Annotated in this window: 25 protein-coding genes; 17 read left to right on the forward strand and 8 right to left on the reverse strand. The window is 60.3% G+C overall.

Annotated elements, in window-relative coordinates; all coding sequences use genetic code 11:
* Nucleotides 1-80: 80 nt before the first annotated feature.
* Together ACP7CZ_RS22160 and ACP7CZ_RS22165 are read right to left on the reverse strand one after the other, a co-directional pair.
* Nucleotides 81-740, reverse strand: a complete 660-nt coding sequence (locus ACP7CZ_RS22160) for an HAD family hydrolase (RefSeq protein WP_197900084.1) — start codon at nt 738-740, stop codon at nt 81-83.
* Nucleotides 737-1,279 carry a gamma carbonic anhydrase family protein gene (locus ACP7CZ_RS22165; RefSeq protein ID WP_034116625.1) on the reverse strand — a complete coding sequence of 181 codons (543 nt, stop codon included), beginning with the start codon at nt 1,277-1,279 and terminating at the stop codon, nt 737-739. Before ACP7CZ_RS22165 ends, ACP7CZ_RS22160 begins: the two co-directional genes overlap by 4 nt.
* Before the next feature lie 101 nt (nt 1,280-1,380).
* On the opposite strand from ACP7CZ_RS22165, the gene prlC reads away from it, so the two are divergent.
* Nucleotides 1,381-3,432 (forward strand): oligopeptidase A, encoded by a 2,052-nt coding sequence (gene prlC, locus ACP7CZ_RS22170; RefSeq protein ID WP_236453061.1) that lies wholly within the window; start codon nt 1,381-1,383, stop codon nt 3,430-3,432.
* Entirely contained in the window at nt 3,429-3,704 is a 276-nt protein-coding gene (locus ACP7CZ_RS22175; RefSeq protein WP_020301415.1) for a YheV family putative zinc ribbon protein, read from the forward strand. Before prlC ends, ACP7CZ_RS22175 begins: the two co-directional genes overlap by 4 nt.
* A 108-nt stretch (nt 3,705-3,812) precedes the next feature.
* Here ACP7CZ_RS22175 and ACP7CZ_RS22180 read toward each other — a convergent pair whose 3' ends face one another.
* A complete protein-coding gene (locus tag ACP7CZ_RS22180) occupies nt 3,813-4,463 on the reverse strand; it encodes a dual specificity protein phosphatase family protein (protein WP_054897246.1) in 651 nt (216 codons plus the stop codon).
* A gap of 275 nt (nt 4,464-4,738) precedes the next feature.
* On the opposite strand from ACP7CZ_RS22180, the gene ACP7CZ_RS22185 reads away from it, so the two are divergent.
* The 6 genes from ACP7CZ_RS22185 (at nt 4,739) to ACP7CZ_RS22210 (ending at nt 12,317) form a co-directional block, all read left to right on the forward strand.
* Nucleotides 4,739-5,491, forward strand: coding sequence for a gluconate 2-dehydrogenase subunit 3 family protein (locus tag ACP7CZ_RS22185; RefSeq protein ID WP_072445699.1), 753 nt, complete (start codon nt 4,739-4,741; stop codon nt 5,489-5,491).
* A gap of 2 nt (nt 5,492-5,493) precedes the next feature.
* Complete coding sequence (locus ACP7CZ_RS22190; RefSeq protein ID WP_032894333.1) at nt 5,494-7,278, forward strand: GMC family oxidoreductase; 1,785 nt, start codon at nt 5,494-5,496, stop codon at nt 7,276-7,278.
* Between the two features lie 12 nt (nt 7,279-7,290).
* Complete coding sequence (locus ACP7CZ_RS22195) at nt 7,291-8,589, forward strand: cytochrome c (protein WP_252949156.1); 1,299 nt, start codon at nt 7,291-7,293, stop codon at nt 8,587-8,589.
* An 82-nt stretch (nt 8,590-8,671) separates the two neighbouring features.
* Nucleotides 8,672-9,730: a PA0069 family radical SAM protein gene (locus tag ACP7CZ_RS22200; protein WP_197900080.1), complete on the forward strand. Its 1,059-nt coding sequence runs from the start codon at nt 8,672-8,674 to the stop codon at nt 9,728-9,730.
* A 228-nt stretch (nt 9,731-9,958) separates the two neighbouring features.
* Nucleotides 9,959-10,690 (forward strand): carbonic anhydrase, encoded by a 732-nt coding sequence (locus tag ACP7CZ_RS22205; RefSeq protein ID WP_003187331.1) that lies wholly within the window; start codon nt 9,959-9,961, stop codon nt 10,688-10,690.
* Between the two features lie 85 nt (nt 10,691-10,775).
* Complete coding sequence (locus ACP7CZ_RS22210) at nt 10,776-12,317, forward strand: SulP family inorganic anion transporter (protein ID WP_034129222.1); 1,542 nt, start codon at nt 10,776-10,778, stop codon at nt 12,315-12,317.
* A 168-nt stretch (nt 12,318-12,485) separates the two neighbouring features.
* Here ACP7CZ_RS22210 and ACP7CZ_RS22215 read toward each other — a convergent pair whose 3' ends face one another.
* A complete protein-coding gene (locus ACP7CZ_RS22215; protein ID WP_294191083.1) occupies nt 12,486-13,133 on the reverse strand; it encodes a hypothetical protein in 648 nt (215 codons plus the stop codon).
* 369 nt (nt 13,134-13,502) lie between these two features.
* On the opposite strand from ACP7CZ_RS22215, the gene coxB reads away from it, so the two are divergent.
* The 4 genes from coxB (at nt 13,503) to ACP7CZ_RS22235 (ending at nt 17,882) form a co-directional block, all read left to right on the forward strand.
* Nucleotides 13,503-14,630: a cytochrome c oxidase subunit II gene (coxB, locus tag ACP7CZ_RS22220; RefSeq protein WP_259284839.1), complete on the forward strand. Its 1,128-nt coding sequence runs from the start codon at nt 13,503-13,505 to the stop codon at nt 14,628-14,630.
* A gap of 58 nt (nt 14,631-14,688) precedes the next feature.
* Nucleotides 14,689-16,272, forward strand: a complete 1,584-nt coding sequence (gene ctaD / locus ACP7CZ_RS22225; protein ID WP_096142996.1) for a cytochrome c oxidase subunit I — start codon at nt 14,689-14,691, stop codon at nt 16,270-16,272.
* A 135-nt stretch (nt 16,273-16,407) separates the two neighbouring features.
* The gene (locus tag ACP7CZ_RS22230) at nt 16,408-16,959 is read left to right on the forward strand and encodes a cytochrome c oxidase assembly protein (RefSeq protein WP_054920935.1); all 552 of its coding nucleotides are present in this window, start codon (nt 16,408-16,410) and stop codon (nt 16,957-16,959) included.
* Between the two features lie 35 nt (nt 16,960-16,994).
* Entirely contained in the window at nt 16,995-17,882 is an 888-nt protein-coding gene (locus ACP7CZ_RS22235) for a cytochrome c oxidase subunit 3 (protein ID WP_105225290.1), read from the forward strand.
* A 6-nt stretch (nt 17,883-17,888) separates the two neighbouring features.
* Here ACP7CZ_RS22235 and ACP7CZ_RS22240 read toward each other — a convergent pair whose 3' ends face one another.
* Nucleotides 17,889-18,092, reverse strand: a complete 204-nt coding sequence (locus ACP7CZ_RS22240; protein ID WP_003187345.1) for a twin transmembrane helix small protein — start codon at nt 18,090-18,092, stop codon at nt 17,889-17,891.
* Between the two features lie 31 nt (nt 18,093-18,123).
* Between ACP7CZ_RS22240 and ACP7CZ_RS22245 the strand changes: the two genes are divergently transcribed.
* From ACP7CZ_RS22245 to ACP7CZ_RS22265, 5 genes are read left to right on the forward strand one after another with little or no spacing between them, the layout of a single operon-like run.
* The gene (locus ACP7CZ_RS22245; protein WP_054897241.1) at nt 18,124-18,888 is read left to right on the forward strand and encodes an SURF1 family protein; all 765 of its coding nucleotides are present in this window, start codon (nt 18,124-18,126) and stop codon (nt 18,886-18,888) included.
* On the forward strand, nt 18,854-19,438 hold the full coding sequence (locus tag ACP7CZ_RS22250; protein ID WP_096142995.1) for a hypothetical protein: 585 nt from the start codon (nt 18,854-18,856) through the stop codon (nt 19,436-19,438). Before ACP7CZ_RS22245 ends, ACP7CZ_RS22250 begins: the two co-directional genes overlap by 35 nt.
* 10 nt (nt 19,439-19,448) lie before the next feature.
* Nucleotides 19,449-20,528, forward strand: a complete 1,080-nt coding sequence (locus ACP7CZ_RS22255; RefSeq protein WP_186527007.1) for a COX15/CtaA family protein — start codon at nt 19,449-19,451, stop codon at nt 20,526-20,528.
* Nucleotides 20,516-21,415, forward strand: coding sequence for a heme o synthase (gene cyoE, locus ACP7CZ_RS22260; protein ID WP_054920928.1), 900 nt, complete (start codon nt 20,516-20,518; stop codon nt 21,413-21,415). The genes ACP7CZ_RS22255 and cyoE overlap by 13 nt, the downstream gene beginning before the upstream one ends.
* The gene (locus tag ACP7CZ_RS22265) at nt 21,412-22,047 is read left to right on the forward strand and encodes an SCO family protein (RefSeq protein WP_054897237.1); all 636 of its coding nucleotides are present in this window, start codon (nt 21,412-21,414) and stop codon (nt 22,045-22,047) included. The genes cyoE and ACP7CZ_RS22265 overlap by 4 nt, the downstream gene beginning before the upstream one ends.
* Nucleotides 22,048-22,176: 129 nt before the next feature.
* Here the strand turns inward: ACP7CZ_RS22265 and ACP7CZ_RS22270 are convergent, their stop codons facing one another.
* Genes ACP7CZ_RS22270 through ACP7CZ_RS22280 form a run of 3 tightly spaced genes read right to left on the reverse strand, consistent with a single transcriptional unit; the run spans nt 22,177 to nt 24,680 of the window.
* Nucleotides 22,177-22,947 carry a MetQ/NlpA family ABC transporter substrate-binding protein gene (locus ACP7CZ_RS22270; RefSeq protein WP_003187353.1) on the reverse strand — a complete coding sequence of 257 codons (771 nt, stop codon included), beginning with the start codon at nt 22,945-22,947 and terminating at the stop codon, nt 22,177-22,179.
* Between the two features lie 51 nt (nt 22,948-22,998).
* A complete protein-coding gene (locus ACP7CZ_RS22275; protein ID WP_003187354.1) occupies nt 22,999-23,673 on the reverse strand; it encodes a methionine ABC transporter permease in 675 nt (224 codons plus the stop codon).
* Entirely contained in the window at nt 23,673-24,680 is a 1,008-nt protein-coding gene (locus ACP7CZ_RS22280) for a methionine ABC transporter ATP-binding protein (protein WP_034129230.1), read from the reverse strand. Before ACP7CZ_RS22280 ends, ACP7CZ_RS22275 begins: the two co-directional genes overlap by 1 nt.
* Nucleotides 24,681-24,773 lie beyond the last annotated feature (93 nt).

Below are 24,773 nucleotides of genomic sequence, written 5' to 3' on the forward strand. Positions count from 1 at the left end.
AAGCCAGCTCCCACAGTTGACCGCATCCTCATGTTGAAAATCGGTCAACTGTGGGAGCTGGCTTGCCTGCGAAAGCGGTCTCAAGGACGCTGCAAAAACGCCTGATGCATCTGGTCCAACGTCTCGAAATGCCAGGTCGGTGCCTCGGCACTCAGCTCTTCAAAACTACCAAACCCATACCCCACGGCGGCCGAATCCAGCCCATTACTGCGTGCGCCGATCAGGTCATGCTTGCGATCACCGATCATCAAGGTGGTGGCCGGGTCCAGCCGTTCCTCACGCATCAAATGCGCGATCAACTCGACCTTGTTGGTACGCGTGCCGTCCAGTTCGCTGCCGTAGATCACCTTGAAGTACTTGGCAAAGTCGAAATGCCGCGCAATCTCGCGGGCAAATTCCCACGGTTTGGAGGTGGCGATGTACAGCTGGCGCCCTTGGCTGTTCAGTTCTTCCAATAACGGCATGACGCCGTCGAACACGCGGTTTTCGTACAGGCCGGTGACCTTGAAGCGCTCACGGTAGAAATTCACCGCCTCCCATGCCTTGGCCTCGTCGAAGGCGTAAAACTGCATGAACGCCTGCAGCAAGGGCGGGCCGATGAAGTGTTCGAGTTTGGTCAGGTCGGGCTCATCAATGCCCAGTTTGGCCAAGGCGTACTGGATCGAACGGGTAATGCCCTCGCGTGGGTCGGTGAGGGTGCCGTCCAGGTCGAACAGGACGGTGGGGTGATGCAGGGTCATTGATCGAATCCTTCAGCCAGGTGCAGGTCTTTGAGCTTCACGTAGTTCGCAGCGCTGTAGGTGAAAAAGGCGCGTTCTTTGTCAGTCAATGCGCGAACCTGTTTGACCGGGCTGCCCACATACAAAAAACCACTGTCGAGTTTCTTGCCTGGCGGCACCAGGCTGCCGGCGCCGATGATCACGTCGTCTTCGACCACGGCGCCATCCATCACGATACTGCCCATGCCGATCAGGATGCGGTTACCCACGGTGCAGCCATGCAGCATGACTTTGTGGGCGATGGTCACATCGTCGCCGATCAGCAACGGGAAACCCTCAGGATTGAACGGCCCCGCATGGGTAATGTGCAGCACGCAGCCGTCTTGCACGCTGGTGCGCGCACCGATGCGGATGCGATGCATGTCGCCGCGGATCACTGTCAGCGGCCAAACCGAGCTGTCAGTGCCGATTTCGACATCGCCGATCACCACCGCCGAAATATCGACAAACGCCCCGGCGCCGAGGGTTGGCGTGTGGTTCTGATAGGTGCGAAGGGTCACGATAGCCTCTCTCTCTTCTGCTGATAGCTGCGGTGGGTGTTGATTGTAATTAAGATGGCCCCATCTTTGTTCTACATGTTTCTTCAGCCAAGGTGCCCACCGTGAGCGCGAACAACCCTCTTTTGCAGTCCTACGACCTGCCGCCGTTCTCGGCGATCCGTGCCGAGCACGTGCAGCCGGCCATCGAACAGATCCTCGCCGACAACCGCGTGGCGATCGCAGAGATCCTGCAAAACCAGGGTAAAACCCCGACGTGGGCCGGCCTGGTCCTGGCCATGGATGAGCTCAATGATCGCCTCGGCGCCGCCTGGAGCCCGGTCAGCCACCTCAATGCCGTGTGCAACAGCGCCGAACTGCGCGAAGCCTACGAGGCGTGCCTGCCGGCATTGAGCGCCTACTCCACCGAAATGGGCCAGAACCGTGAGCTGTTTCAGGCCTTCGAAGCCCTGGCCAACAGCCCGGAAGCTGCCGGTTTCGATGTGGCGCAAAAAACCATTCTGGAACACTCCCTGCGTGACTTCCGCCTGTCTGGTATTGATTTGCCGCCGGAGCAGCAAAAACGCTACGCCGAGGTGCAGAGCAAGCTGTCCGAGTTGGGCAGCAAATTCTCCAACCAGTTGCTGGACGCCACCCAGGCCTGGACCAAGCACGTCACTGATGAGGCGACACTTGCCGGCCTGACCGATTCGGCCAAGGCGCAAATGGCTGCCGCCGCCCAGGCCAAGGGCCTCGACGGCTGGCTGATCACGTTGGAATTCCCCAGCTACTACGCCGTCATGACCTACGCCCAGGACCGTGCCCTGCGTGAAGAGGTGTACGCCGCCTACTGCACCCGTGCGTCGGACCAGGGCCCTAATGCCGGTCAGAACGATAACGGCCCGGTGATGGAGCAGATCCTCGACCTGCGTCAGGAACTGGCCCAATTGTTGGGTTATGCGTCGTTCTCCGAGCTGAGCCTGGCCACCAAGATGGCCGAATCCAGCGACCAGGTGCTGAGCTTCCTGCGCGACCTGGCCAAGCGCAGCAAGCCGTTCGCCGCCCAGGACCTGCAGCAACTCAAGGCCTACGCCGCCGAGCAAGGCTGCGCTGATCTGCAGAGCTGGGACAGCGGTTTCTACGGCGAAAAACTGCGTGAGCAGCGCTACAGCGTGTCCCAGGAAGCGCTGCGCGCCTACTTCCCCATCGACAAAGTGCTGGGCGGCCTGTTTGCCATTGTGCAGCGCCTGTACGGCATCGAGATCGCTGAGCTTAAAGGCTTCGACACCTGGCACCCGGATGTGCGCTTATTCGAGATCAAGGAGAACGGCGAGCACGTCGGACGCTTCTTCTTCGACCTGTATGCCCGCGCCAACAAGCGTGGCGGTGCCTGGATGGACGGTGCCCGTGACCGCCGCCGTACACTTGATGGCGTGCTGCAAAGCCCCGTGGCCAACCTGGTGTGCAACTTCACCCCGGCCGACAGTGGCAAGCCTGCCCTGCTGACCCACGATGAAGTCACCACCCTGTTCCACGAATTCGGCCACGGCCTGCATCACCTGCTCACCCGCGTGGAGTACGCCGGCGTATCCGGTATCAACGGTGTGGCGTGGGACGCGGTGGAACTGCCGAGCCAATTCATGGAGAACTGGTGCTGGGAGCCTGAAGGCCTGGCGCTGATCTCCGGCCACTACGAAACCGGCGAGCCCCTGCCCCAGGACCTGCTGGAAAAAATGCTCGCGGCGAAAAACTTCCAGTCCGGCCTGATGATGGTGCGTCAGCTGGAGTTCTCGCTGTTCGACTTTGAACTGCACGCCACCCATGGCGATGGTCGCAGCGTGGCCCAGGTACTTGAAGGCGTGCGCGATGAAGTCTCAGTCATGCGCCCACCGGCCTACAACCGCTTCCCCAACAGCTTCGCTCACATCTTCGCCGGCGGTTATGCGGCGGGTTACTACAGCTACAAATGGGCGGAAGTGCTGTCGGCGGACGCGTTCTCCAAGTTTGAGGAAGACGGCGTGCTCAACGCCCAGACCGGGCGTGCCTTCCGTGAAGCCATCCTGGCCCGTGGCGGCTCCCAGGCGCCGATGGTGCTGTTCGTCGATTTCCGCGGACGCGCGCCGTCGATTGACGCACTCTTGCGCCACAGCGGCTTGAGTGAGGACGCGGCAGCATGAGTGAAGGGCCTGTGATTACCAAAAAGCAATTTATCGCCGGGGCGGTCTGCCCGGCGTGCAGCGAGCCGGACAAGTTGAAGATGTGGACCGAAGACAGCGTGCCGCACCGCGAATGCGTGGCCTGCGGGTATACCGATACGCTGAATGATCAAGGCCTGTCGGTGCCCAAGGAATTGGGCACTAGGGTCAATACCACCGCGTTGAAAGCGCCGGCCGATCCTAAGGTGCAGGCAGTGCAGTTCTTCCCGAACCCGAAGCTGAAAAAAGACTAAGCCGGCACTCACTGTAGGAGCGAGCTTGCTCGCGAAGAACGTCAACGATAACGTGCGTTTCCTGGATAAACAGCGGCGCTATTGAGTTTTTCGCGAGCAAGCTCGCTCCTACAATTTTTTTTCTTCCTTACCCGTTGTGGTGATCCAGCCTTTCATTGAGCACAACGCAAAGGCGCTGGTGCTGCAATCCCCATTCGCCAAAGCTGTGCGCAACTTGTCGACATCGGCTTTCATCATGTAGCGAACGCCATCCTTGAAACCATTGCTGCTGCCAAAGCCGCCCAAGGTCATTTCGTTCAGCGCGTCCTCCTTGCTCCACCCTTGAACCACCACCCGATACATCGCTGCCATCAGGCCGGTGCGGTCGGCGCCGTGCTTGCAATGCATCAACACCGGGCCATCGGCCTCTGCTGCCTGAATCGCTCTGATTGCCGCCAGCACGTCGGCATCGTCGACGTGGTTGGTTCGATAGCTCAACTGCACCTGTTTGATATCAGAGGACTGGAGCCACTGCGTATCAGATTCTGGCAAGAAGTTGATGACCGTAACGATCTTGAGTTTTTGCAATAACGGCAGCGCATGTCCATCCGGCAATGCGCTGCGATAGAGCGTGGGTGTCATCTGGTGCAGGTTGTATTGGTTACCCACCGGCTGGGCCCACTCCGGCGAGCGGATCGACGCAGCCTCATCGGCTTGTACGGTGCTGAACAGGCTCGTGAGCGCCAGGCCGAGAACGAGGAGTAAGCGTGTGTTGAACATGAACGTTGTGACCGAGCTAGGAAATGGCTGATGGGCCGCAGATTCACTCAACGCGGGTCAATACGGCGTGAGGTCCGTGTCAAAGAATCGTGATGCCTGGGATCTGATCCGGTGTTTTTGTCACCGAATCGACGCCTCTGAATTCTTAGCCTGCTATCATTTGTAACTAATGTTTGCCATTGTGCTGTGTCTGCTTGGATCCAATTAGCGGCAAAGCCTTCACGCTGCTCCCAGAAGCGGCGGATAAACCCGTGACCACATGATGAGGTGTACCTATGTCTGATCAAGATCAAGACAACCCCCGGCGTGACTTTTTACGCAAATCCTTGACCTTGATCCCGGTGGTCACGGTTGCCAGCAGCGGCCTTGGCGGTTCGATGTTGATGGCCACGCCGGAACCGGCCCAGGCCGAGCCGGCCAAACCCGCGGTCAGCGACAAAGCCTACGAGCCAAGTTATTTCACGGCCGAGGAATGGGCGTTTATCAACGCCGCCGTCGAGCGCTTGATTCCCGCTGACGCCCAAGGCCCAGGTGCCTTGGAAGCTGGCGCGCCGGAATACATCGACCGCCAGATGAACACCCCTTACGCCAGTGGCGCCCTGTGGTTCATGCAAGGCCCGTTCAACGCTGATGCGGCGCCGGAGATGGGCTGGCAAAGTAAATTGGTACCCAAGGAGATCTATCGCCTCGGCATTGCTGCTACGGATGCGTGGTCGAAAGCGTTCAACGGTAAGGCTTTTGCTGCGCAAGACAGCGCTACCCGAGACGATATGCTGCGACGCCTGGAGGCTGGCGGCAGTGAAGTCGCTGCGCACTTCGACGCGGTGCCGCCCAAGATGTTCTTCAACCTTTTGCTGCAAAACACCAAGGAAGGCTTCTTCTGCGACCCTATCCACGGCGGTAATAAAGGCATGGTCGGCTGGACCATGATCGGCTTCCCCGGCGCCCGCGCCGATTTCATGGATTGGGTGGAACGCAACGAGCAATACCCCTTCCCGGCTGTTTCCATTCGCGGCGAGAGGGCGTAAACGTGGCGACCATCATGAAGAAAGTGGATGCTGTGATTGTGGGCTTCGGCTGGACGGGCGCGATCATGGCCAAAGAGCTGACAGAAGCGGGCCTCAACGTTGTAGCGCTGGAGCGCGGCCCGATGCAGGACACTTATCCAGACGGCAACTATCCCCAGGTCATCGACGAATTGACCTACAGCGTGCGTAAGAAGCTGTTCCAGGACATCTCCAAAGAAACGGTGACCATTCGCCACAGCGTGAATGACGTCGCCCTGCCCAATCGTCAGTTGGGCGCGTTCTTGCCGGGCAATGGCGTTGGTGGTGCGGGGCTGCACTGGTCGGGCGTGCATTTTCGCGTTGATCCAATTGAGCTGCGCATGCGCAGCCATTACGAAGAGCGCTACGGGAAGAACTTCATTCCCAAGGACATGACCATCCAGGACTTCGGCGTCAGCTATGAAGAGCTGGAGCCGTTTTTCGATTATGCGGAAAAAGTCTTTGGCACCTCCGGGCAAGCCTGGACGGTCAAGGGCCAACTGGTCGGCGAAGGCCGTGGCGGCAACCCCTACGCGCCGGATCGCTCCAACCCGTTCCCGCTGGAGGCGCAGAAAAATACTGTCTCCGCCCAGCTGTTTCAGAAAGCGGCGACCGACGTAGGTTACAAACCTTACAACCTGCCTTCGGCCAATACGTCGGGGCCGTACACCAACCCCTACGGTGCGCAGATGGGCCCGTGCAACTTCTGCGGGTTTTGCAGTGGCTACGTTTGCTACATGTACTCCAAGGCTTCGCCGAACGTGAACATCCTGCCGGCCTTGCGCCAGGTGCCCAACTTCGAGCTGCGGCCCAATTCCCACGTGCTCAAGGTCAACCTCGACAGCACCAAGAAGAAAGCCACCGGCGTGACCTACATCGACGCCCAGGGCCGCGAGTGTGAACAACCGGCTGACCTGGTGATTCTTGGCGCCTTCCAGTTCCATAACGTGCGCCTGATGCTGCTGTCCGGCATCGGCAAACCCTACGACCCGATTACCAACGAGGGTGTGGTAGGCCGCAACTTCGCCTACCAGAACATGGGCACCATCAAGGCGTTCTTCGACAAGGACACCCACACCAACAACTTTATCGGCGCGGGCGGCAATGGCGTGGCCATCGACGACTTCAACGCCGACAACTTTGACCATGGCCCCCACGGCTTCGTGGGTGGTTCGCCGATGTGGGTCAACCAGGCGGGCAGCCGGCCGATTGCCGGTACGTCCAACCCGCCGGGTACGCCAGCCTGGGGCAGTGCCTGGAAGCGCGCCACCGCCGATTATTACACCCATCAGGTCTCAATGGATTCTCACGGTGCCCATCAATCCTACCGGAGCAACTACCTGGATCTGGACCCGGTTTATCGCGATGCCTACGGCCTGCCGCTGCTGCGCATGACCTTCGACTGGCAAGAAAACGATATCAAGATGAACCGCTTCATGATGGAAAAAATGGGCAAAGTGGCCCAGGCCATGAACCCCAAGGCCATCGCCGTGCTGGGTAAAAAGGTTGGTGAGCATTTCAATACCGCCTCCTACCAGACCACCCACCTCAACGGCGGCGCGATCATGGGCACCGACCCGAAAACCAGTGCGTTGAACCGCTACTTGCAGAGCTGGGATGTGCACAACGTCTTTGTCCCTGGTGCTTCCGCTTTCCCACAAGGCTTGGGCTACAACCCGACCGGCCTGGTGGCAGCGTTGACCTATTGGTCGGCACGAGCGATTCGCGAGCAGTACCTCAAAAACCCCGGCCCGCTGGTTCAGGCATAAGGAGCGATGACCATGAAAGCACTCGTTATCGCCTCCTTGGCGCTGTTCAGCAGTTGCTCGATCAGCGCCGCCGAAACCGATCTGATCAAGCAGGGTGAATACCTGGCGCGCGCCGGCGACTGTGTTGCCTGCCATACCGCCAAGGGTGGCAAGCCCTTCGCTGGCGGCCTGCCAATGGAAACGCCTATTGGCGTGATCTACTCCACCAACATCACCCCGGACAAGACCGGCCTGGGCGACTACAGCTTCGAGGATTTCGACAAGGCCGTGCGCCATGGTGTCGCCAAGAACGGTAGTACGCTTTACCCGGCGATGCCCTACCCGTCTTATGCACGTGTCAGCGACAGCGATATGCAAGCGCTGTATGCGTACTTTATGAAGGGGGTCGAACCGGTTGCCCAGGAAAACAAGGACAGCGATATTCCCTGGCCCTTGAGCATGCGCTGGCCGTTGGCGGCCTGGCGCTGGATGTTTGCCCCGGCAGTCGAGGCGCAGCAGCCGCAAGCCGCTGCCGACCCGGTGATCGATCGCGGTGCCTACCTGGTGGAAGGTCTCGGACATTGCGGCGCCTGCCATACGCCGCGTGCCCTGACCATGCAGGAAAAAGCCCTGAGTGCCACGGACGGCAGCGCCTTCCTCTCTGGCAGTGCGCCGTTGGAAGGCTGGATTGCCAAAAGCCTGCGCGGCGACCACAAGGACGGCCTCGGCAGCTGGAGCGAAGAGCAGCTGGTGCAGTTCCTAAAGACCGGTCGCAGTGACCGCAGTGCGGTGTTCGGCGGTATGAGCGATGTTGTCGTCCATAGCATGCAGTACATGTCGGAAGATGACCTGACCGCTATCGCGCGATACCTCAAGAGCCTGCCGGCAGTCGATCCGAAGGACCAGCCGCACCAGTACGACAAGCAGGTAGCCGAAGCGCTCTGGAAAGGTGATGACAGCAAGCCGGGCGCCTCGGTGTATATCGACAACTGCGCGGCCTGCCACCGTACCGACGGCCATGGCTATACGCGGGTATTCCCGGCGCTGGCTGGCAACCCGGTGTTGCAGACGGCAGATGCCACGTCGTTGATCAACATTGTGTTGAACGGCGGCACCTTGCCGGCCACCCATGCGGCGCCATCAACCTTCACCATGCCGGCATTCGCCTGGCGCCTGTCGGACCAGGAAGTGGCGGATGTGGTCAGTTTTATCCGTGGCAGCTGGGGCAACCAGGGCGCGCCGGTCAAGGCGAGCGATGTGGCGGGCCTGCGCAAAAGCGATCTGCACACCACCTCGGGCGATGACCTGGGGCAGGTGACGCAAAAGCACTGATAAGTTCGCTGGCCGCCCAACGGCACTGGTCAGAAACTTCGCGCCTCGATACTGTATATAAAAACAGTATCGAGGCGTTTTCATGTCTACTGCGCTGCCGCCCCGTGGCCGGGGTACGGCCACCAATCTGCATAATCGCTTTGCACCCACCGTCAGCGTGGCCGAGGACGACGGTTGGTACCAGGAAGTGCCGCCGACCCAAGGCACCGAAGTGCGTATCGAAACGGCCAAGACCATCATCACCCGCAACAACTCGCCGGACTTGCCGTTTGATCGGTCGATCAACCCGTATCGTGGTTGTGAACATGGTTGCATCTACTGCTATGCGCGGCCCAGCCATGCCTATTGGGACATGTCGCCCGGGCTGGACTTTGAAACCAGATTGATTGCCAAGAGCAATGCGGCCGATGTGCTGGAACAGCAGCTGTCCAAGCCGGGCTACGTGTGTGCGCCGATCAACCTGGGCTCCAATACCGATCCGTACCAGCCAATCGAGCGCGAATACCGGATCACCCGGCAAACCCTTGAAGTACTGCTGCGCTACCGCCACCCAGTGACGATCATCACCAAGGGCTCGCTGATCCTGCGCGACCTCGACCTGCTGACCGAGTTGGCCCGCCAGCGGCTGGTGGCGGTGATGATCAGCCTCACCAGCCTGGACGACGAGCTCAAGCGCATCCTGGAACCGCGCACGGCGGCCCCCAAGGCACGGCTGCGGGCGATTCGGGTAATGCGTGACGCAGGCATCCCGGTGGGCGTGCTTTGTTCGCCAATGATCCCGATGATCAACGACAGCGAGCTGGAGAGCCTGCTTACCGAAGCTCACGCGGCCGGCGCACAAAGCGCGGCGTATATGATGCTGCGCCTGCCGTTGGAGGTGGCGCCGTTGTTCGAGGAGTGGCTGGCGGCCCATTACCCCCAGCGAGCAACCCATGTGATGAGCCTGGTGCGTCAAGTACGCGGGGGTGAGGTGTATGACAGCCGGTTTGGCGTGCGTATGCGCGGTGAAGGGCCGTTTGCCGATTTGCTGGCGCAGCGTTTCAGCAAGGCGATCAAGCGTCTGGGGCTGAATCGGCGGGAAGGGTTCAACCTTGATTGCACGGCGTTTTGCCCACCGGGCAGGCAGATGGCTTTGTTGTAGACTGAGGGAGAGACGTGCACCTTTGCTGTAGGAATAGTCGCGTTTTGACATCACTGAAACCCGCGTTCTAGAGCGGTTCATTCAGTTTGAGTTAAGTTTCGACGGTTACCTTGTTCAGCGAGTGACTGATGAGTCGGCGGCCTGGGCGGTGCTTGTTTTACAACTATTTCACCGCCATGGCGTCGAACTGACCTGAACCCTCCCCTGCATTGATCAAGAGGATGAATCATGAGTGACAAGGATAAACAGCCGTTGGCTGCGTCGGCTTCAGCCCCTCAGGTGGCGGAATCCGCCGATGCAGCGCTGCAGCATATCGTTGACGGCTTTTTGCATTTCCATCACGACGTCTTCCCCCAGCAGGAAGAACTCTTCAAGAAACTCGCCACCGCCCAGAGCCCACGGGCGATGTTCATCACCTGCGCCGACTCGCGCATCGTGCCCGAGCTGATCACCCAGAGCTCCCCAGGCGACCTGTTCGTGACCCGTAACGTCGGTAACGTGGTGCCGCCCTACGGCCAGATGAACGGCGGTGTTTCCACGGCTATCGAATACGCTGTGCTCGCCCTTGGCGTACAGCACATCATCGTGTGCGGGCATTCGGACTGCGGCGCCATGCGTGCCGTGCTCAACCCCGACAGTCTGGAAAAGATGCCGACGGTCAAGGCCTGGTTGCGTCACGCCGAGGTCGCCAAGACCATGGTCCATGACAACTGCGACTGCGCCAACGAAGGCGAGAGCATGGCGGTGCTGACCGAAGAAAACGTCATCGCCCAACTGCAACATTTGCGTACCCACCCTTCCGTGGCTTCGCGCATGGCCAATGGTCATTTGTTTATCCATGGTTGGATCTACAACATCGAGACCAGCGAAATTCGGGCCTACGATGCGGACAAAGCGGCGTTCCGACCGCTGAACGGCACCGAGCCGATCCCTTCAGCGACGCCTAAAGCGCGCTTCTAAAACACTTCCCTGCCGGGTAATGCGGTGGCTGCCATGGATGCAGCCAGGCTTTACCGCGCCCGGCGAATGCCTCGGGAGAGTCATCATGCGTGCTGCTCAATTGAAAGCTGTATTGCCACGGGAGCTGCTCGCCTCGGTGGTTGTTTTTCTGGTCGCCTTGCCACTGTGCATGGGCATCGCGATTGCGTCCGGCATGCCGCCGGCCAAGGGCCTGATCACTGGCATCATCGGCGGCCTGGTGGTGGGCTGGTTGGCCGGCTCGCCGCTGCAAGTCAGCGGCCCGGCGGCGGGTCTGGCGGTGCTGGTGTTCGAGCTGGTGCGCCAGCACGGCATGCTGATGCTGGGGCCGATCCTGTTGCTGGCCGGTTTCCTGCAATTGGTTGCCGGGCGTTTGCGCCTGGGCTGCTGGTTTCGCGTCACCGCGCCGGCGGTGGTCTACGGCATGTTGGCCGGGATTGGCGTGTTGATCGTGCTGTCGCAGGTTCATGTGATGCTCGACGGCGCGCCCAAGCCTTCAGGGCTGGATAACCTCGCAGGATTCCCGGCAGCGCTGGCTGCAGCAATTCCTACCTTCGGCGGCGGGCTCGGCTGGCAGGCTGGCGTACTTGGTTTGTCGACGATGTTGGTGATGTACCTGTGGGACAAATTCCGCCCGCAACAACTGCGGTTTGTGCCTGGCGCGTTGCTTGGCGTGGGCCTGGCGACTGTTGCCAGCCTGGTGCTGGCGTTGCAGGTCAAGCGCGTGGAAGTCCCGGAAAACCTTGCGGACGCTATCGACTGGCTGCGCCCCAGCGACTTGCTGAACCTGGCGGATCCACAGTTGCTGATCGCGGCATTCGCCGTGGCGTTTATTGCCAGTGCCGAAACCCTGCTGTCTGCCGCAGCGGTGGACCGCATGCACAGTGGTCAACGTTCGGATTTCGATAAGGAATTGTCGGCCCAAGGGGTGGGCAACATGCTCTGCGGTCTGGTTGGCGCTTTGCCAATGACCGGCGTGATCGTGCGCAGCTCGGCTAACGTCCAGGCCGGGGCAACCACGCGTCTGTCGGCGATGTTCCATGGCCTATGGCTGTTGGGTTTCGTGCTCTTGCTGTCGAGCGTGCTGCAGAGCATTCCGGTCGCGAGCCTGGCGGGTGTGCTGGTGTACACCGGCATCAAGTTGGTAGACATCAAGGCGTTCAAGGCGCTGGGCCGCTATGGGCGGATGCCGATGTTCACCTATGCGGCCACGGCACTGGCAATCATCTTCACCGATTTGCTGACCGGTGTGCTGGTGGGGTTTGGGCTTACATTGGTGAAGCTGGCGTTCAAGGCGTCGCGCCTGAAAGTCAGTCTGATCGACCTGCCCCAGGAAGGTGAGATGGAGCTGCGTTTGACGGGGGCGGCGACCTTTCTGAAGGTGCCGGCGTTGACTCAAGTGTTGTCGGCGGTACCTGCGGGGACCACCCTGCATGTGCCGTTGAGCAACTTGAGTTACATCGACCACTCTTGCCTGGAGTTGCTGGAAGAATGGGGCCGGGCCAATGCGGCCAAGGGCTCGACGTTGGTGATCGAGGCTCGCGGTTTGAAGCGTCGGCTGGAAGGTCGGGTGAGAACGACAGTGGGGATCGGCTCAGCGCCTGCCTGAACACCCCCCCAAACTCTGGGTGTCACTGTTCTTTGTAGGAGCGAGCTTGCTCGCGAGAAACGCTAACGATAACGCGTGCTTGCTGAATAAACGCGGCGTCTGTGAGTTTTTCGCGAGCAAGCTCGCTCCTACAAAAAGCTTGTCCAGCTCCCCTGTTGGATCTGCGATTTATGCCTGCTGATCCAGCGACAGCTCAACCCCAAGCTGGCGCGACAGGCATGGCCAGCGCTTCCAGGACGCTTCGGTCTGCGGGCTCTTGAGCTGTTCGCGATAGGCCTCGACCGATTCCAGCGCAAAGCTTTCCTCGTTAAGCATCTCATCCACCGCCAGGTGCACGGCTTCATCCAATTGGTTGGCGAAGTCTTCACCGATCAGTTGATGGGCGATCACGTTGGCCACGGTGGTATCCGCTGGAATCAGCGGCTGGCCAAAATGCTTGATATACAGATCGTTCACTTCTTCGACCAGGCGATGCGCCAGGTAGGCCTCATCCAGCAGGCCATCAAGGCCGTCGTGTCCGGCCAGAATCGCTGGCGGCTGCAGGAAAAAATGTTCAGCGATTTTCAGTACCGGTTTGATCTGGCTTTCAATCCCGGCCTCACGGGCCACGTCATTGGCGGCGTCGAGCAAATCAGGAACCAGATCGATGTAAGCGGTCACAAAACGGGTCATGACCATATTGCGATCACCGTCAGCCAAGGCGATGGACGAATGCAGGTGCGGCACTTGTTTCTTCAGCTGGCTGACGAGCTGGCCGGTGCTGGCTTCGTGTTGATGGGCACGGGAAATCTGCTCGCGCAATGCGGCGGTGTTCATGAAGGCTCCAGTGAAGCAGGCGTAGGAAAAGGGAGAAGATAAGGTAGTTCGTTTATACGAGCGCCTAAGACGCATTTGTCATAATTATTTCATGGTTATAGGCAGGGGTTATATCGAAATGCCATCGTTCGTCGGATAAACGATTCCGCCGCCCATTTTACGGGCTCCGTCTGTCTGTTTCTATTGATTTGCCCCCACACATTGCGGGGTTGCTACGGCTGTCTATACTCGGTTTTGTACGCAATTAGCTGATGACGCCCAACTGCATGACGCAGGCAAGGCTTGGCGGTTGTAAGCAGTATGGAAGCCGCTCCCTTCGCCGCAGGTGCAAACCGGCGGGATAACAAGAAACATAAAGGGGAACCCGCAATGACGCGACATCCATACGTTTGGATGGGCCTCCTGTTGTGGTCGGTATTCGGCCAGGCGAACGCCGCCTGGACTACGAATATGGCGCCAGGGGCTACTGAAGTCAGCCACGCTGTGTTTGACCTGCACATGACCATTTTCTGGATCTGTGTGGTGATCGGCATCGTCGTGTTTGGCGCGATGTTCTGGTCGATGATCCTGCACCGCCGGTCTACGGGCCAGGTAGCGGCGAAGTTCCACGAAAGTACCACCGTGGAAATCCTCTGGACCGTGGTGCCCTTGCTGATCCTGGTGGCCATGGCCATTCCGGCCACCAAGACCCTGATCAACATCTACGACAGCAGTGAGTCGGATATCGATATCCAGGTCACCGGCTATCAGTGGAAGTGGCACTACAAATACCTGGGCCAGGATGTGGAGTTCTTCAGCAACTTGGCCACACCCGCCGAGCAGATCCATAACCAGGCCACCAAGGGCGAGCACTACCTGTTGGAAGTCGACCAGCCGCTGGTATTGCCGGTGGGCGCCAAGGTGCGCTTTCTCGTTACCGCCGCCGATGTGATCCACTCCTGGTGGGTGCCGGCCTTTGCGGTCAAGCGCGATGCTATCCCTGGCTTCGTCAACGAGGCCTGGACCCGCGTCGAGAAGCCCGGCATCTACCGTGGTCAGTGCGCCGAACTGTGTGGCAAGGACCATGGCTTCATGCCCATCGTGGTGGAGGTCAAGTCCAAGACCGACTACGACACCTGGCTGGGCGAGCGCAAGGAAGAGGCCGCCAAGCTCAAGGAGCTGACCTCCAAGGAGTGGACGCTGGACGAACTGGTGGCCCGTGGCGACAAGGTCTATCACACCACTTGCGTGGCCTGTCACCAGGCTGAGGGCCAAGGCTTGCCACCGATGTTCCCGGCGCTCAAGGGTTCGAAAATCGCCACCGGGCCGGCCAAAGACCATCTGAGCATCGTGTATCACGGCAAGCCCGGCACCGCGATGGCAGCTTTCGGCAAGCAGCTCTCGGAAGTGGATATCGCCGCTGTGGTGACCTATGAGCGTAACGCCTGGGGCAATAACAAAGGCGACATGGTCACGCCCAAAGACGTGCTGGCTCTGAAACAGGCGGAAAGCAAATGACGACTTTCATTGCCAATGCCCTGAATCGTCCCGCTCACTCGCTTGCAGGAGAACGGCCATGAGCACTGTGATCGACCATGGTCATACCGACCACGCCCACGGCCCCGCCAAGGGCCTGATGCGCTGGGTGCTGACCACCAACCACAAAGACATCGGCACCATGTATCTGTGGTTCGCCTTCACCATGTTCCTGCTCGGCGGCTCGTTCGCCATGGTGATCCGCGCCGAGTTGTTCCAGCCGGGCCTGCAGATCGTGCAGCCGGCGTTCTTCAACCAGATGACCACCATGCACGGGTTGATCATGGTATTCGGCGCGGTGATGCCGGCGTTTGTCGGCCTGGCCAACTGGATGATCCCGCTGATGATCGGCGCGCCGGACATGGCCCTGCCGCGCATGAACAATTTCAGCTTCTGGTTGTTGCCGGCGGCGTTCCTGCTGCTGGTGTCCACCTTGTTCACGCCCGGCGGCGGGCCGAATTTCGGCTGGACCTTCTACGCCCCGCTCTCCACCACCTATGCCCCGGAAAGCGTGACGTTCTTTATCTTTGCCATCCACCTGATGGGCATCAGTTCGATCATGGGCGCGATCAACGTGGTCGCCACCATCCTCAACCTGCGTGCGCCGGGCATGACCCTGATGAAAATGCCGCTGTTCGTGTGGACCTGGCTGATCACCGCGTTCCTGCTGATCGCGGTGATGCCGGTACTGGCGGGCTGCGTGACCATGATGCTGATGGATATCCACTTCGGCACCAGCTTCTTCAGCGCGGCCGGTGGTGGCGATCCCGTGCTGTTCCAGCATGTGTTCTGGTTCTTTGGGCATCCCGAGGTGTACATCATGATCCTGCCGGCCTTTGGCGCGGTCAGCTCGATCATCCCCACCTTCTCGCGCAAGCCGCTGTTCGGCTACACCTCGATGGTCTACGCCACCGCGAGCATCGCGTTCCTGTCGTTCATCGTGTGGGCGCACCACATGTTTGTGGTGGGCATTCCACTGGTGGGTGAGCTGTTCTTCATGTACGCCACCTTGCTGATCGCCGTGCCTACGGGCGTGAAGGTGTTCAACTGGGTCAGCACCATGTGGCAAGGCTCACTGACGTTCGAGACGCCGATGTTGTTTGCGGTGGCCTTTGTGATCCTGTTCACCATCGGCGGCTTCTCCGGGCTGATGCTGGCGATTGCCCCGGCGGACTTCCAGTACCACGACACCTACTTTGTGGTGGCGCATTTCCATTACGTACTGGTGCCCGGCGCGATCTTCGGGATCTTCGCTTCGGCCTACTACTGGCTGCCGAAATGGACCGGCCACATGTACGACGAAACCTTGGGCAAGCTGCACTTCTGGTTGTCTTTCGTGGGCATGAACATGGCGTTCTTCCCCATGCACTTTGTGGGGCTGGCCGGTATGCCGCGCCGGGTGCCGGACTACAACCTGCAGTTCGCTGACTTCAATATGGTCTCGTCCATTGGTGCCTTCATGTTCGGCGCCACGCAGATCTTCTTCCTGTTCATTGTCATCAAGTGCATCCGTGGCGGCCCGCCTGCGCCGGCCAAACCGTGGGATGGCGCCGAAGGCCTGGAGTGGAGCGTGCCCTCGCCGGCGCCGTATCACACCTTCACCACTCCGCCGGAGGTCAAATGAAGCCCTCCCTATACTCCCCCTGTGGGAGCGGGCTTGCCCGCGATGGCGTTATGTCAGGCGCTGAATCTACCGGCTTTGAGATCCTCATCGCAGGCAAGCCAGCTCCCACAGAAAGTCCAAAGCCAGGTGGGCGCTATGGCTGACTCCGTACCGCTCAAGCGCCTGGTCACCCGCCTGCTGATCCTGGTGCTGGCAATGTTCGCCTTCGGATTCGCCCTCGTGCCGATCTACGACGTGATGTGCAAGGCGTTCGGCATCAACGGCAAGACCGCCGGGCAGTACGAGGGTGAGCAAATGGTTGACCCCTCGCGCCAAGTGCGGGTGCAGTTTCTGTCCACCAACGCCATCGACATGGTCTGGGAATTTCACTCCAAGGCCGATGAGATTGTGGTCAACCCCGGAGCAGTCAACGAGATGCTATTCGTGGCCTACAACCCCACTGATAAGCCGATGACCGCCCAGGCGATACCCAGTATTTCCCCGGCCGAAGCGGCGATGTACTTCCACAAGACCGAATGCTTTTGCTTCACCCAGCAAGTGTTGCAGCCCGGTGAGCGCATTGAGATGCCCGTACGTTTCATCGTCGACCGAGCGATGCCCACGGATGTGAAGCATTTGACCCTGGCGTACACGCTGTTCGATATCACTGCGCGCCAGCCGCCCGTGGCCGTCAGGACCGGGGGCTAGCTACTGTTTGCCCCCTCAATCAGGAGAGCGAATACATGTCGACTCATGATACGTACTACGTACCAGCGCAAAGCAAATGGCCAATAATTGCCACGATTGGCCTGCTGGTCACCGTGTATGGCCTGGCCGTGTGGTTCAACGACTTGAAGGCCGCGCGTCCCGAATCCCACGGGCCGTGGGTCTTTTTCGTCGGCGGTTTGCTGCTGGCCTACATGCTGTTTGGCTGGTTTGGCGCGGTGATCAAGGAAAGTCGCGCCGGGCTGTACAGCGCGCAGATGGACCGCTCGTTCCGCTGGGGCATGACCTGGTTCATCTTTTCGGAGGTGATGTTCTTCATCGCCTTTTTTGGTGCGCTGTTCTACGTGCGCGTCTGGGCTGGGCCTTGGTTGGCGGGCGAAGGGCCCAAGGGCATTGCCCATATGCTGTGGCCGAACTTTGAGTTTGCCTGGCCCCTGCTGAACAACCCCGATCCCAAGCTCTACCCAGCGCCCAAAGGCACCATCAGCCCCTGGGGTCTGCCCTTGGTGAACACCATCCTGCTGGTGAGTTCCAGCGTGACCATCACCATTGCCCACCATGCCCTGCGCAAAGGCCATCGTGGTGCACTGAAACTCTGGCTGGCGATCACCGTGCTGCTGGGCTTGGCGTTTCTTGGATTCCAGGCCGAGGAATACATCCACGCCTACAAAGAGTTGGGCCTAACCCTGGGTTCAGGCGTGTACGGCGCGACGTTCTTCATGCTCACGGGCTTTCACGGCGCCCACGTGACCATCGGCACCATCATTCTGTTTGTGATGCTGATGCGCATCCTGCGCGGGCATTTCAATGCCGAGCACCAGTTCGGTTTCGAGGCGGCCAGTTGGTATTGGCACTTTGTGGACGTGGTGTGGATCGGGCTGTTTTTCTTTGTCTATGTGCTGTGACGCCGCTTACCACGGCGCATGAGAGACCAATTGGCCGCTGAAAAAGCCCCAGGCGATCAAGCCCACGGTGATCACGGCCAGCGTGACACGCACGGTCAAGGCAGTGACGAGGCGGTTGGAGTTGCCCTCGTCCTTGACCAGGAAGAACAAGCCACTGAACAGGCTCACGACGGTCGCGATCAGCATCAGGGCAATGGCGGCTTTGAGCATGGTCTGGCTCCGGGCTAATTGGGGAGGGGCGATGAGATCGAGTATAGCCAGTGCCATGCAACGCTTTCGTCCGGGCATCGCGCCGACGCTGGTGGTACTGGTGTTGCTGCCATTGATGGTGGGCCTGGGGTTTTGGCAATTGTCCCGCGGGCACGAAAAGCAACTGTTGGTAGACCGTTATGCCGAGCGCCGCGCCGCCGAGCCGGTCAGCAGTGCGCAGCTCAATGACATGGCTGATCCAGCCTTCCGTCGTGTTCACCTTCGCGGGCAACTGGATGGTGAACACAGCGTATTGCTGGATAACCGCATGCGTGACGGCAAGGCCGGTGTCGAGTTGCTGCAACCTTTTCATGACCAGGCCAGCGGCCTGTGGCTGTTGCTCAATCGCGGCTGGCTGCCCTGGCCGGACCGGCGTATCGCGCCCGCCTTTACTACTCCTGAACAGACGCTGAACCTCGACGCCTGGGTGTACGTCGCCCCCGGCGAGACCTTCCAACTGCATGCCGACCCGGCCAGCACGCAATGGCCGCGCCTGCTTACCGCACTGCACCCCGCCGCGCTGTGGGACGAACTGGGGCGCAGCGGTTTTGACTATGAACTGCGTGCCGAAGCGGGCCCCGGTACCTACGAAACCACCTGGCCCGTCGTCGCCATGGGCCCGGAAAAACACCTGGCCTACGCTGTGCAATGGTTCGCCATGGCCATGGCGTTGCTGGCGCTTTACCTCTACCTCGGATGGCATAACAAAAAGGAGAAGCCCCATGGGAGCGGCCATGAATCCACCCAGCACATCTGACACGCCTGATCGGCGCAAGGGGCGCTGGCAGCTGATTTTGATCTTGATGATGGTGATCGGCCCGATGGCGCTGGCCACCTTCATGTACAAATTGCAGTTCTGGGTGCCGGACAGCCGCAGCTATCACGGCGAACTGATCGGCAACGGCCAGACCCGCGCCGACATTGGCGTGCAGGCCGATGAACAGCGCTGGCAACTGCTGGTCACCGCCCCCGCCGCCTGTGCCGCTGATTGCCAGCAACTGGTGTACCTGGCGCGCCAGCTGCAGATCAGCCTTGGCCGGGATGCATCCCGTGCTAGCCATGCCCTGGCCGGCGCGCAACCGTTGAGCAGCGAATACGAGGCCAAGCTCAAGGCCGAATATCCACAGCTGCAGCGCTACCCGCTGGATGTGTCGACCTTTACCAGGAACGCTGCTGCGCCCGGCGATGCGCAACTGTGGATCGTCGACCCCCACGGCAATCTGGTGCTGCGCTACGACGCCAAGGTCAAGGGCAAGGACTTGCTCAACGACCTGCGCTTGCTGCTGAAACTGTCGAACATCGGATAAGGGCACCCTCATGGCCAAGCCTGGATTTCGCCTCGCGCTGTTTGCCACGCTTCTGGCGTTGTTTGTCGTGCTGCTCGGCGCCTATACCCGCCTGACTCACGCCGGTCTCGGCTGCCCGGACTGGCCGGGCTGCTATGGCTTTATCAGCGTGCCGCAAAGCGAAGCCCAACTGGCCCATGCCGAGTTGCACTTTCCCGACACGCCGGTGGAGGCCGACAAAGGCTGGGCCGAGATGACCCATCGCTACTTCGCGGGCAGCCTGGGCCTGTTGATCGCGCTGCTGGCGGCGCGTTCGTGGCGTCATCGACGTGATCCGGGCCAGCCCGTGAAGCTGCCGCTGTTCCTGCTGGCGGTGGTGTTCGCCCAAGCGGCGTTTGGCATGTGGACCGTGACCTTGAAGCTCTGGCCGCAAGTGGTCACAGGGCACCTTTTGGGCGGCTTTGCGACCTTGAGCCTCCTGTTTCTGCTGACCCTGCGGCTGTCCGGCGTACTACCGGCGCTGGTCGTGCCCAAGCGCCTGCAATATTGGGCGACGGCGGGCCTGGTGCTGGTGATCGGGCAGATCGCCCTGGGCGGCTGGGTCAGTTCCAACTACGCGGCGGTGGCCTGTGTCGATTTGCCCACCTGTCATGGCCAATGGTGGCCGACGGCGGACTTTGCCAATGGCTTTCACCTGACCCAGCACATCGGCCCCAATTACCTGGGCGGGCAGCTCGACAGCGAGGCGCGCACTGCTATCCACCTGACGCATCGCATCGGCGCCGTGCTGGTCACGCTCGTGCTGCTCGGTTTGGCTTGGCAACTGCGAGCAGTAGGGATGACGCGCCTGGCCGGCCTGCTGTTGATCGCCCTGGCTGCGCAGATCTGCCTGGGGCTGAGCAATGTGGCGTTCGGCTTGCCCCTGCCGGTGGCGGTCGCACACAACGCCGGCGGGGCAGCGTTGTTGTTGACGCTGGTGCTGGTCAATTATCACGCGCGCACCAGCCTGGTTCGGGTGCGTCACCCGCGCCTGTTCGGCTGGCGTTTTATCCCGCGCAAACAGGTGTCGGGCCTTATCACCCTTAAAGGAGAGCTGCCATGGCGACCGTGATCGGCGCACGTCGCGACCGGGCGATCTGGCGTGACTATCTGGAGCTGACCAAGCCCAAAGTAGTGGTGCTGATGCTGATTACTTCGCTGGTGGGCATGTTCCTCGCCACCCGCGCCGGGGTGCCCTGGACAGTACTGGTGTTCGGTAACCTCGGCATTGCCCTGTGTGCCGGCGGCGCGGCGGCGGTGAACCATGTGGTCGACCGACGAATTGATGCCGTGATGGCGCGCACTCACAAGCGGCCGATGGCTGAGGGGCGTGTCTCGCCGATGGCGGCGTTAGCGTTTGCGTTGTTCCTGGCTATTGCAGGATTAGCCCTGCTGCTCGCGTACACCAACCCGCTGGCGGCGTGGCTGACCTTGGCTTCGCTGCTGGGTTATGCGGTGATCTATACCGGCTTTCTCAAGCGAGCAACGCCGCAGAATATCGTCATCGGCGGTCTGGCCGGTGCGGCGCCGCCGCTGTTGGGTTGGGTGGCTGTTACTGGGCATGTGAGTGCCGAACCCTTGCTGCTGGTGCTGATCATCTTCGCCTGGACCCCGCCACACTTCTGGGCCCTGGCCATTCACCGCAAAGAGGAATACGCCAAGGCCGACATCCCGATGCTGCCGGTCACCCATGGCGAACACTACACCAAGGTGCATATCCTGCTGTACACCTTCGCCCTGCTGGCGGTGAGCCTGATGCCCTACGTTATCCACATGAGCGGGCTGCTCTACCTGGGCTGTGCGCTGGTATTGGGTGCGCGCTTTCTGCAATGGGCCTGGGTGTTGTACCGTGGCAGCCAGCCGCACGCGGCGATCAACACGTTCAAGTACTCTATCTGGTACTTGCTGCTGCTGTTTATCGCCCTGCTCGTAGACCACTACTTATTGTTGAACCTATGACTCGAACTCAAAAAACCGTCTTCATCCTCGTGGCCCTGGTGGCGTTGATCATGGGCCTGACCGTCAACAAAGTGCTCTCGGGCAAAGGCCAGGGCGATCCCACTGCGCTGATCGACGCTGGCATCATTCTGCTGCCGCAAAGCCGCCAGTTGCCAACGGTGACCATGACCGACCAGGAAGGCCAGCCGGTGGTGGTCAATGAGTTGAAGGGCAAGTGGAGCCTGCTGTTTTTCGGTTACACCTTCTGCCCGGATATCTGCCCGACCACCCTCGCCCAGCTTCGCCAGATCAAGAGTGAGCTGCCCAAAGAGGCTGTGGACAAGTTGCAGGTGATCCTGGTCAGCGTCGATCCACACCGCGATACCCCGGCGCAGCTCAAGCAGTACCTGGGTTACTTCGACCCACAGTTCCAAGGCCTGACTGGCGCTAACGTGGAGGATGTGCAGAAGGTCTCGAATGCGGTGAGCATTCCCTTCATTCCGGCGGATACCAGCAAGCCGAACTATACAGTCGACCACAGCGGTAACCTGGCACTGATCGGCCCGGATGGTACTCAGCGTGGGTTTATTCGTGCGCCGTTGAACAACCAGAAACTGGTGGCGCAGTTGCCGGGGTTGCTGCAGCGCAAGTGAGCACCTGATGATCGTTCCCACGCTCTGCGTGGGAATGCAGCTAGGGACGCTCTGCGTCCCCAAGCGTGACGCAGAGCGTCACGAGAGGCGTTCCCACGCGGAGCGTGGGAACGATCAGATCAGGAGAAATCAGAACGCCGGTTTGATCGCGCCTTTGTACTTCTCTTCGATGAATTTCTTCACTTCAGGCGTGTGCAGAGCTGCGACCAGCTTCTTCACCGCGTCCGCATCCTTGTTGTCTTCGCGGGTCACCAGGATGTTCACGTAAGGCGAATCGCTGCCTTCGATCACCAGGGCATCCTTGGATGGGTCCAGCTTGGCTTCCAGGGCGTAGTTGGTGTTGATCAGCGCCAGGTCGACCTGGGTCAGCACGCGCGGCAGGGTGGCGGCTTCCAGTTCGCGGAATTTCAGGTTTTTATCGTTGCCGGTGATGTCCTTGATGGTCGACAGGATGTTGGTCGGGTCCTTCAGGGTGATCAGGCCGTTCTTGGCCAGCAGCAACAGCGCACGGCCGCCGTTGGTGGCGTCGTTCGGGATCACCACGTTGGCGCCGTCAGGCAGGTCGGCCAGTTTTTTGTACTTGCTGGAGTAAGCGCCCAGAGGTTCGAGGTGCACAGCGCCGACGCTCACCAGGTGAGTGCCTTTGGCCTTGTTGAATTCATCCAGGTACGGCTGGTGCTGGAAGAAGTTGGCATCCAGGCGCTTTTCAGCCACCTGTACGTTCGGCTGCACGTAGTCGGTGAAGACTTTGACCTTCAGATCCACGCCTTCTTTGGCCAGGGCAGGCTTCACGAATTCGAGGATCTCGGCGTGAGGCACCGGCGAAGCAGCGACCGTAATGGTCTCGGCGTGGGCGGAAAACGCAGCCACGGCGGCGAAAGCAACCAGTAGTTTTTTCATCCAGCAAGCTCCTTGTTCGGGCATCTGCCGGCTATGTGCCGGCAATGGCCGTTATTTACGAGAAAAATGCACCACCAGCCGGTCGCCGACGGTTTGCAGAATTTGCACCAGAATCAACAGCATCACCACAGTGACCACCATCACATCGGTCTGGAAACGCTGGTAGCCAAAACGGATTGCCAGGTCGCCCAGGCCGCCAGCACCGACCACACCAGCCATCGCGGTGTAGGAAACCAGTGTAATCGCCGTCACCGTAATCGCCGCGAAGATGCCAGGGCGGGCCTCGGGCAATAGGGCATTGGTGATGATCTGGCGGGTGGTGGCGCCCATGGCCTGGGTGGCTTCGATGATGCCACGGTCCACTTCGCGCAGGGCGGTTTCCACCAGGCGAGCAAAGAATGGCGTGGCACCGACGACCAGTGGTGGGATCGCGCCGGCGACACCCAGCGACGTGCCGGTGATCAGTACCGTGAACGGAATCATCACGATCAACAGGATGATGAACGGCAGCGAGCGCAAGATATTCACGATCAGCGACAACAGCGCGTACAGGCCTTTTTGTTCGAACAGCTGGCGCGGGCTGGTCAGGAACAACAGCACGCCCAGGGGCAGCCCCAGTAGCACGGTGAAGAACAGCGAGCCGAACAGCATGGTCATGGTGTCGCCGGTGGCGAGCCAGATTTCAGACCAGTCGATATTGGCGAAGAAACTCAGGAAAACGTCCATCAGCGCAGGACCTCCATGTGAACGTCGGCGGCGGTGAAGCGTGCGAACGCGGCTTCCATGTCACCGCCGGTGACGGCGAGGGTCAGTTGCCCGTAAGGGATGTCTTTGATGCGGTCGATACGACCGGCAAGAATGCTGTAGTCCACACCGGTTTCCCGTGCGACGGTACCCAGCAGTGGCGCGTAGGTCGCGTCCCCTTGGAACGTCAGGCGCACGATACGGCCTGGCACATGGGCAAAGTCGTCGCGCTGCTCGCCTTCGTCCACCTGTTCGGCTTCTTGTACGAAGCGCTTGGTGGTCGGGTGCTTGGGGTGCAGGAACACGTCGGCCACCGAGCCTTGCTCGACGATTACCCCGGCGTCCATGACGGCGACCTGGTCGCATACGCGGCGGATCACGTCCATTTCATGGGTGATCAACACGATGGTCAGGTTCAACTCGCGGTTGATCTCGGCCAGCAGTTGCAGGACCGACGCCGTGGTTTGCGGGTCGAGGGCGCTGGTGGCTTCGTCACAAAGCAGGATTTTTGGCTTGGTCGCCAGGGCTCGGGCGATGCCGACGCGCTGTTTCTGGCCGCCGGACAACTGCGCCGGGTACTTCTTGGCGTGGTCCGACAAGCCGACGCGGGCGAGCAGCTCAGCCACACGCTGGTCGATTTCCTTGCGCGACAGTTCACCGGCGAGCGTCAGCGGCAGCGCGACGTTGTCGGCCACGGTCTTGGACGCCAGCAAGTTGAAGTGCTGGAAGATCATCCCGACCTGCTGGCGAAAGCGCCGCAGGCCGTTGGCGTCCAGCGCAGTGACTTCTTCGCCATCCACCTTGATCTGGCCGCCACTGGGCTCTTCCAGACGGTTGATCAGGCGCAACAGGGTGCTTTTACCGGCACCCGAATGGCCAATCAGGCCAAACACCTGGCCGTTCTCGACGCGCAGGCTGGTGGGGTGCAGGGCGGGGATATCCTTACCGGCGACGCGGTAGGTTTTATGGACGTTTTGAAACTCGATCACGTAGCGAACCTTGTGGGGCGCATTGAAAAGGGATCAGCGGTTAGCCGGGCGCGCATTTTAGCCTGTCCGTATAGCGTTTCTTAGCATTTATTT

This window comes from Pseudomonas sp. DWP2-2 (assembly GCF_049897065.1).
Classification (GTDB): Bacteria; Pseudomonadota; Gammaproteobacteria; order Pseudomonadales; family Pseudomonadaceae; genus Aquipseudomonas; species Aquipseudomonas paracarnis.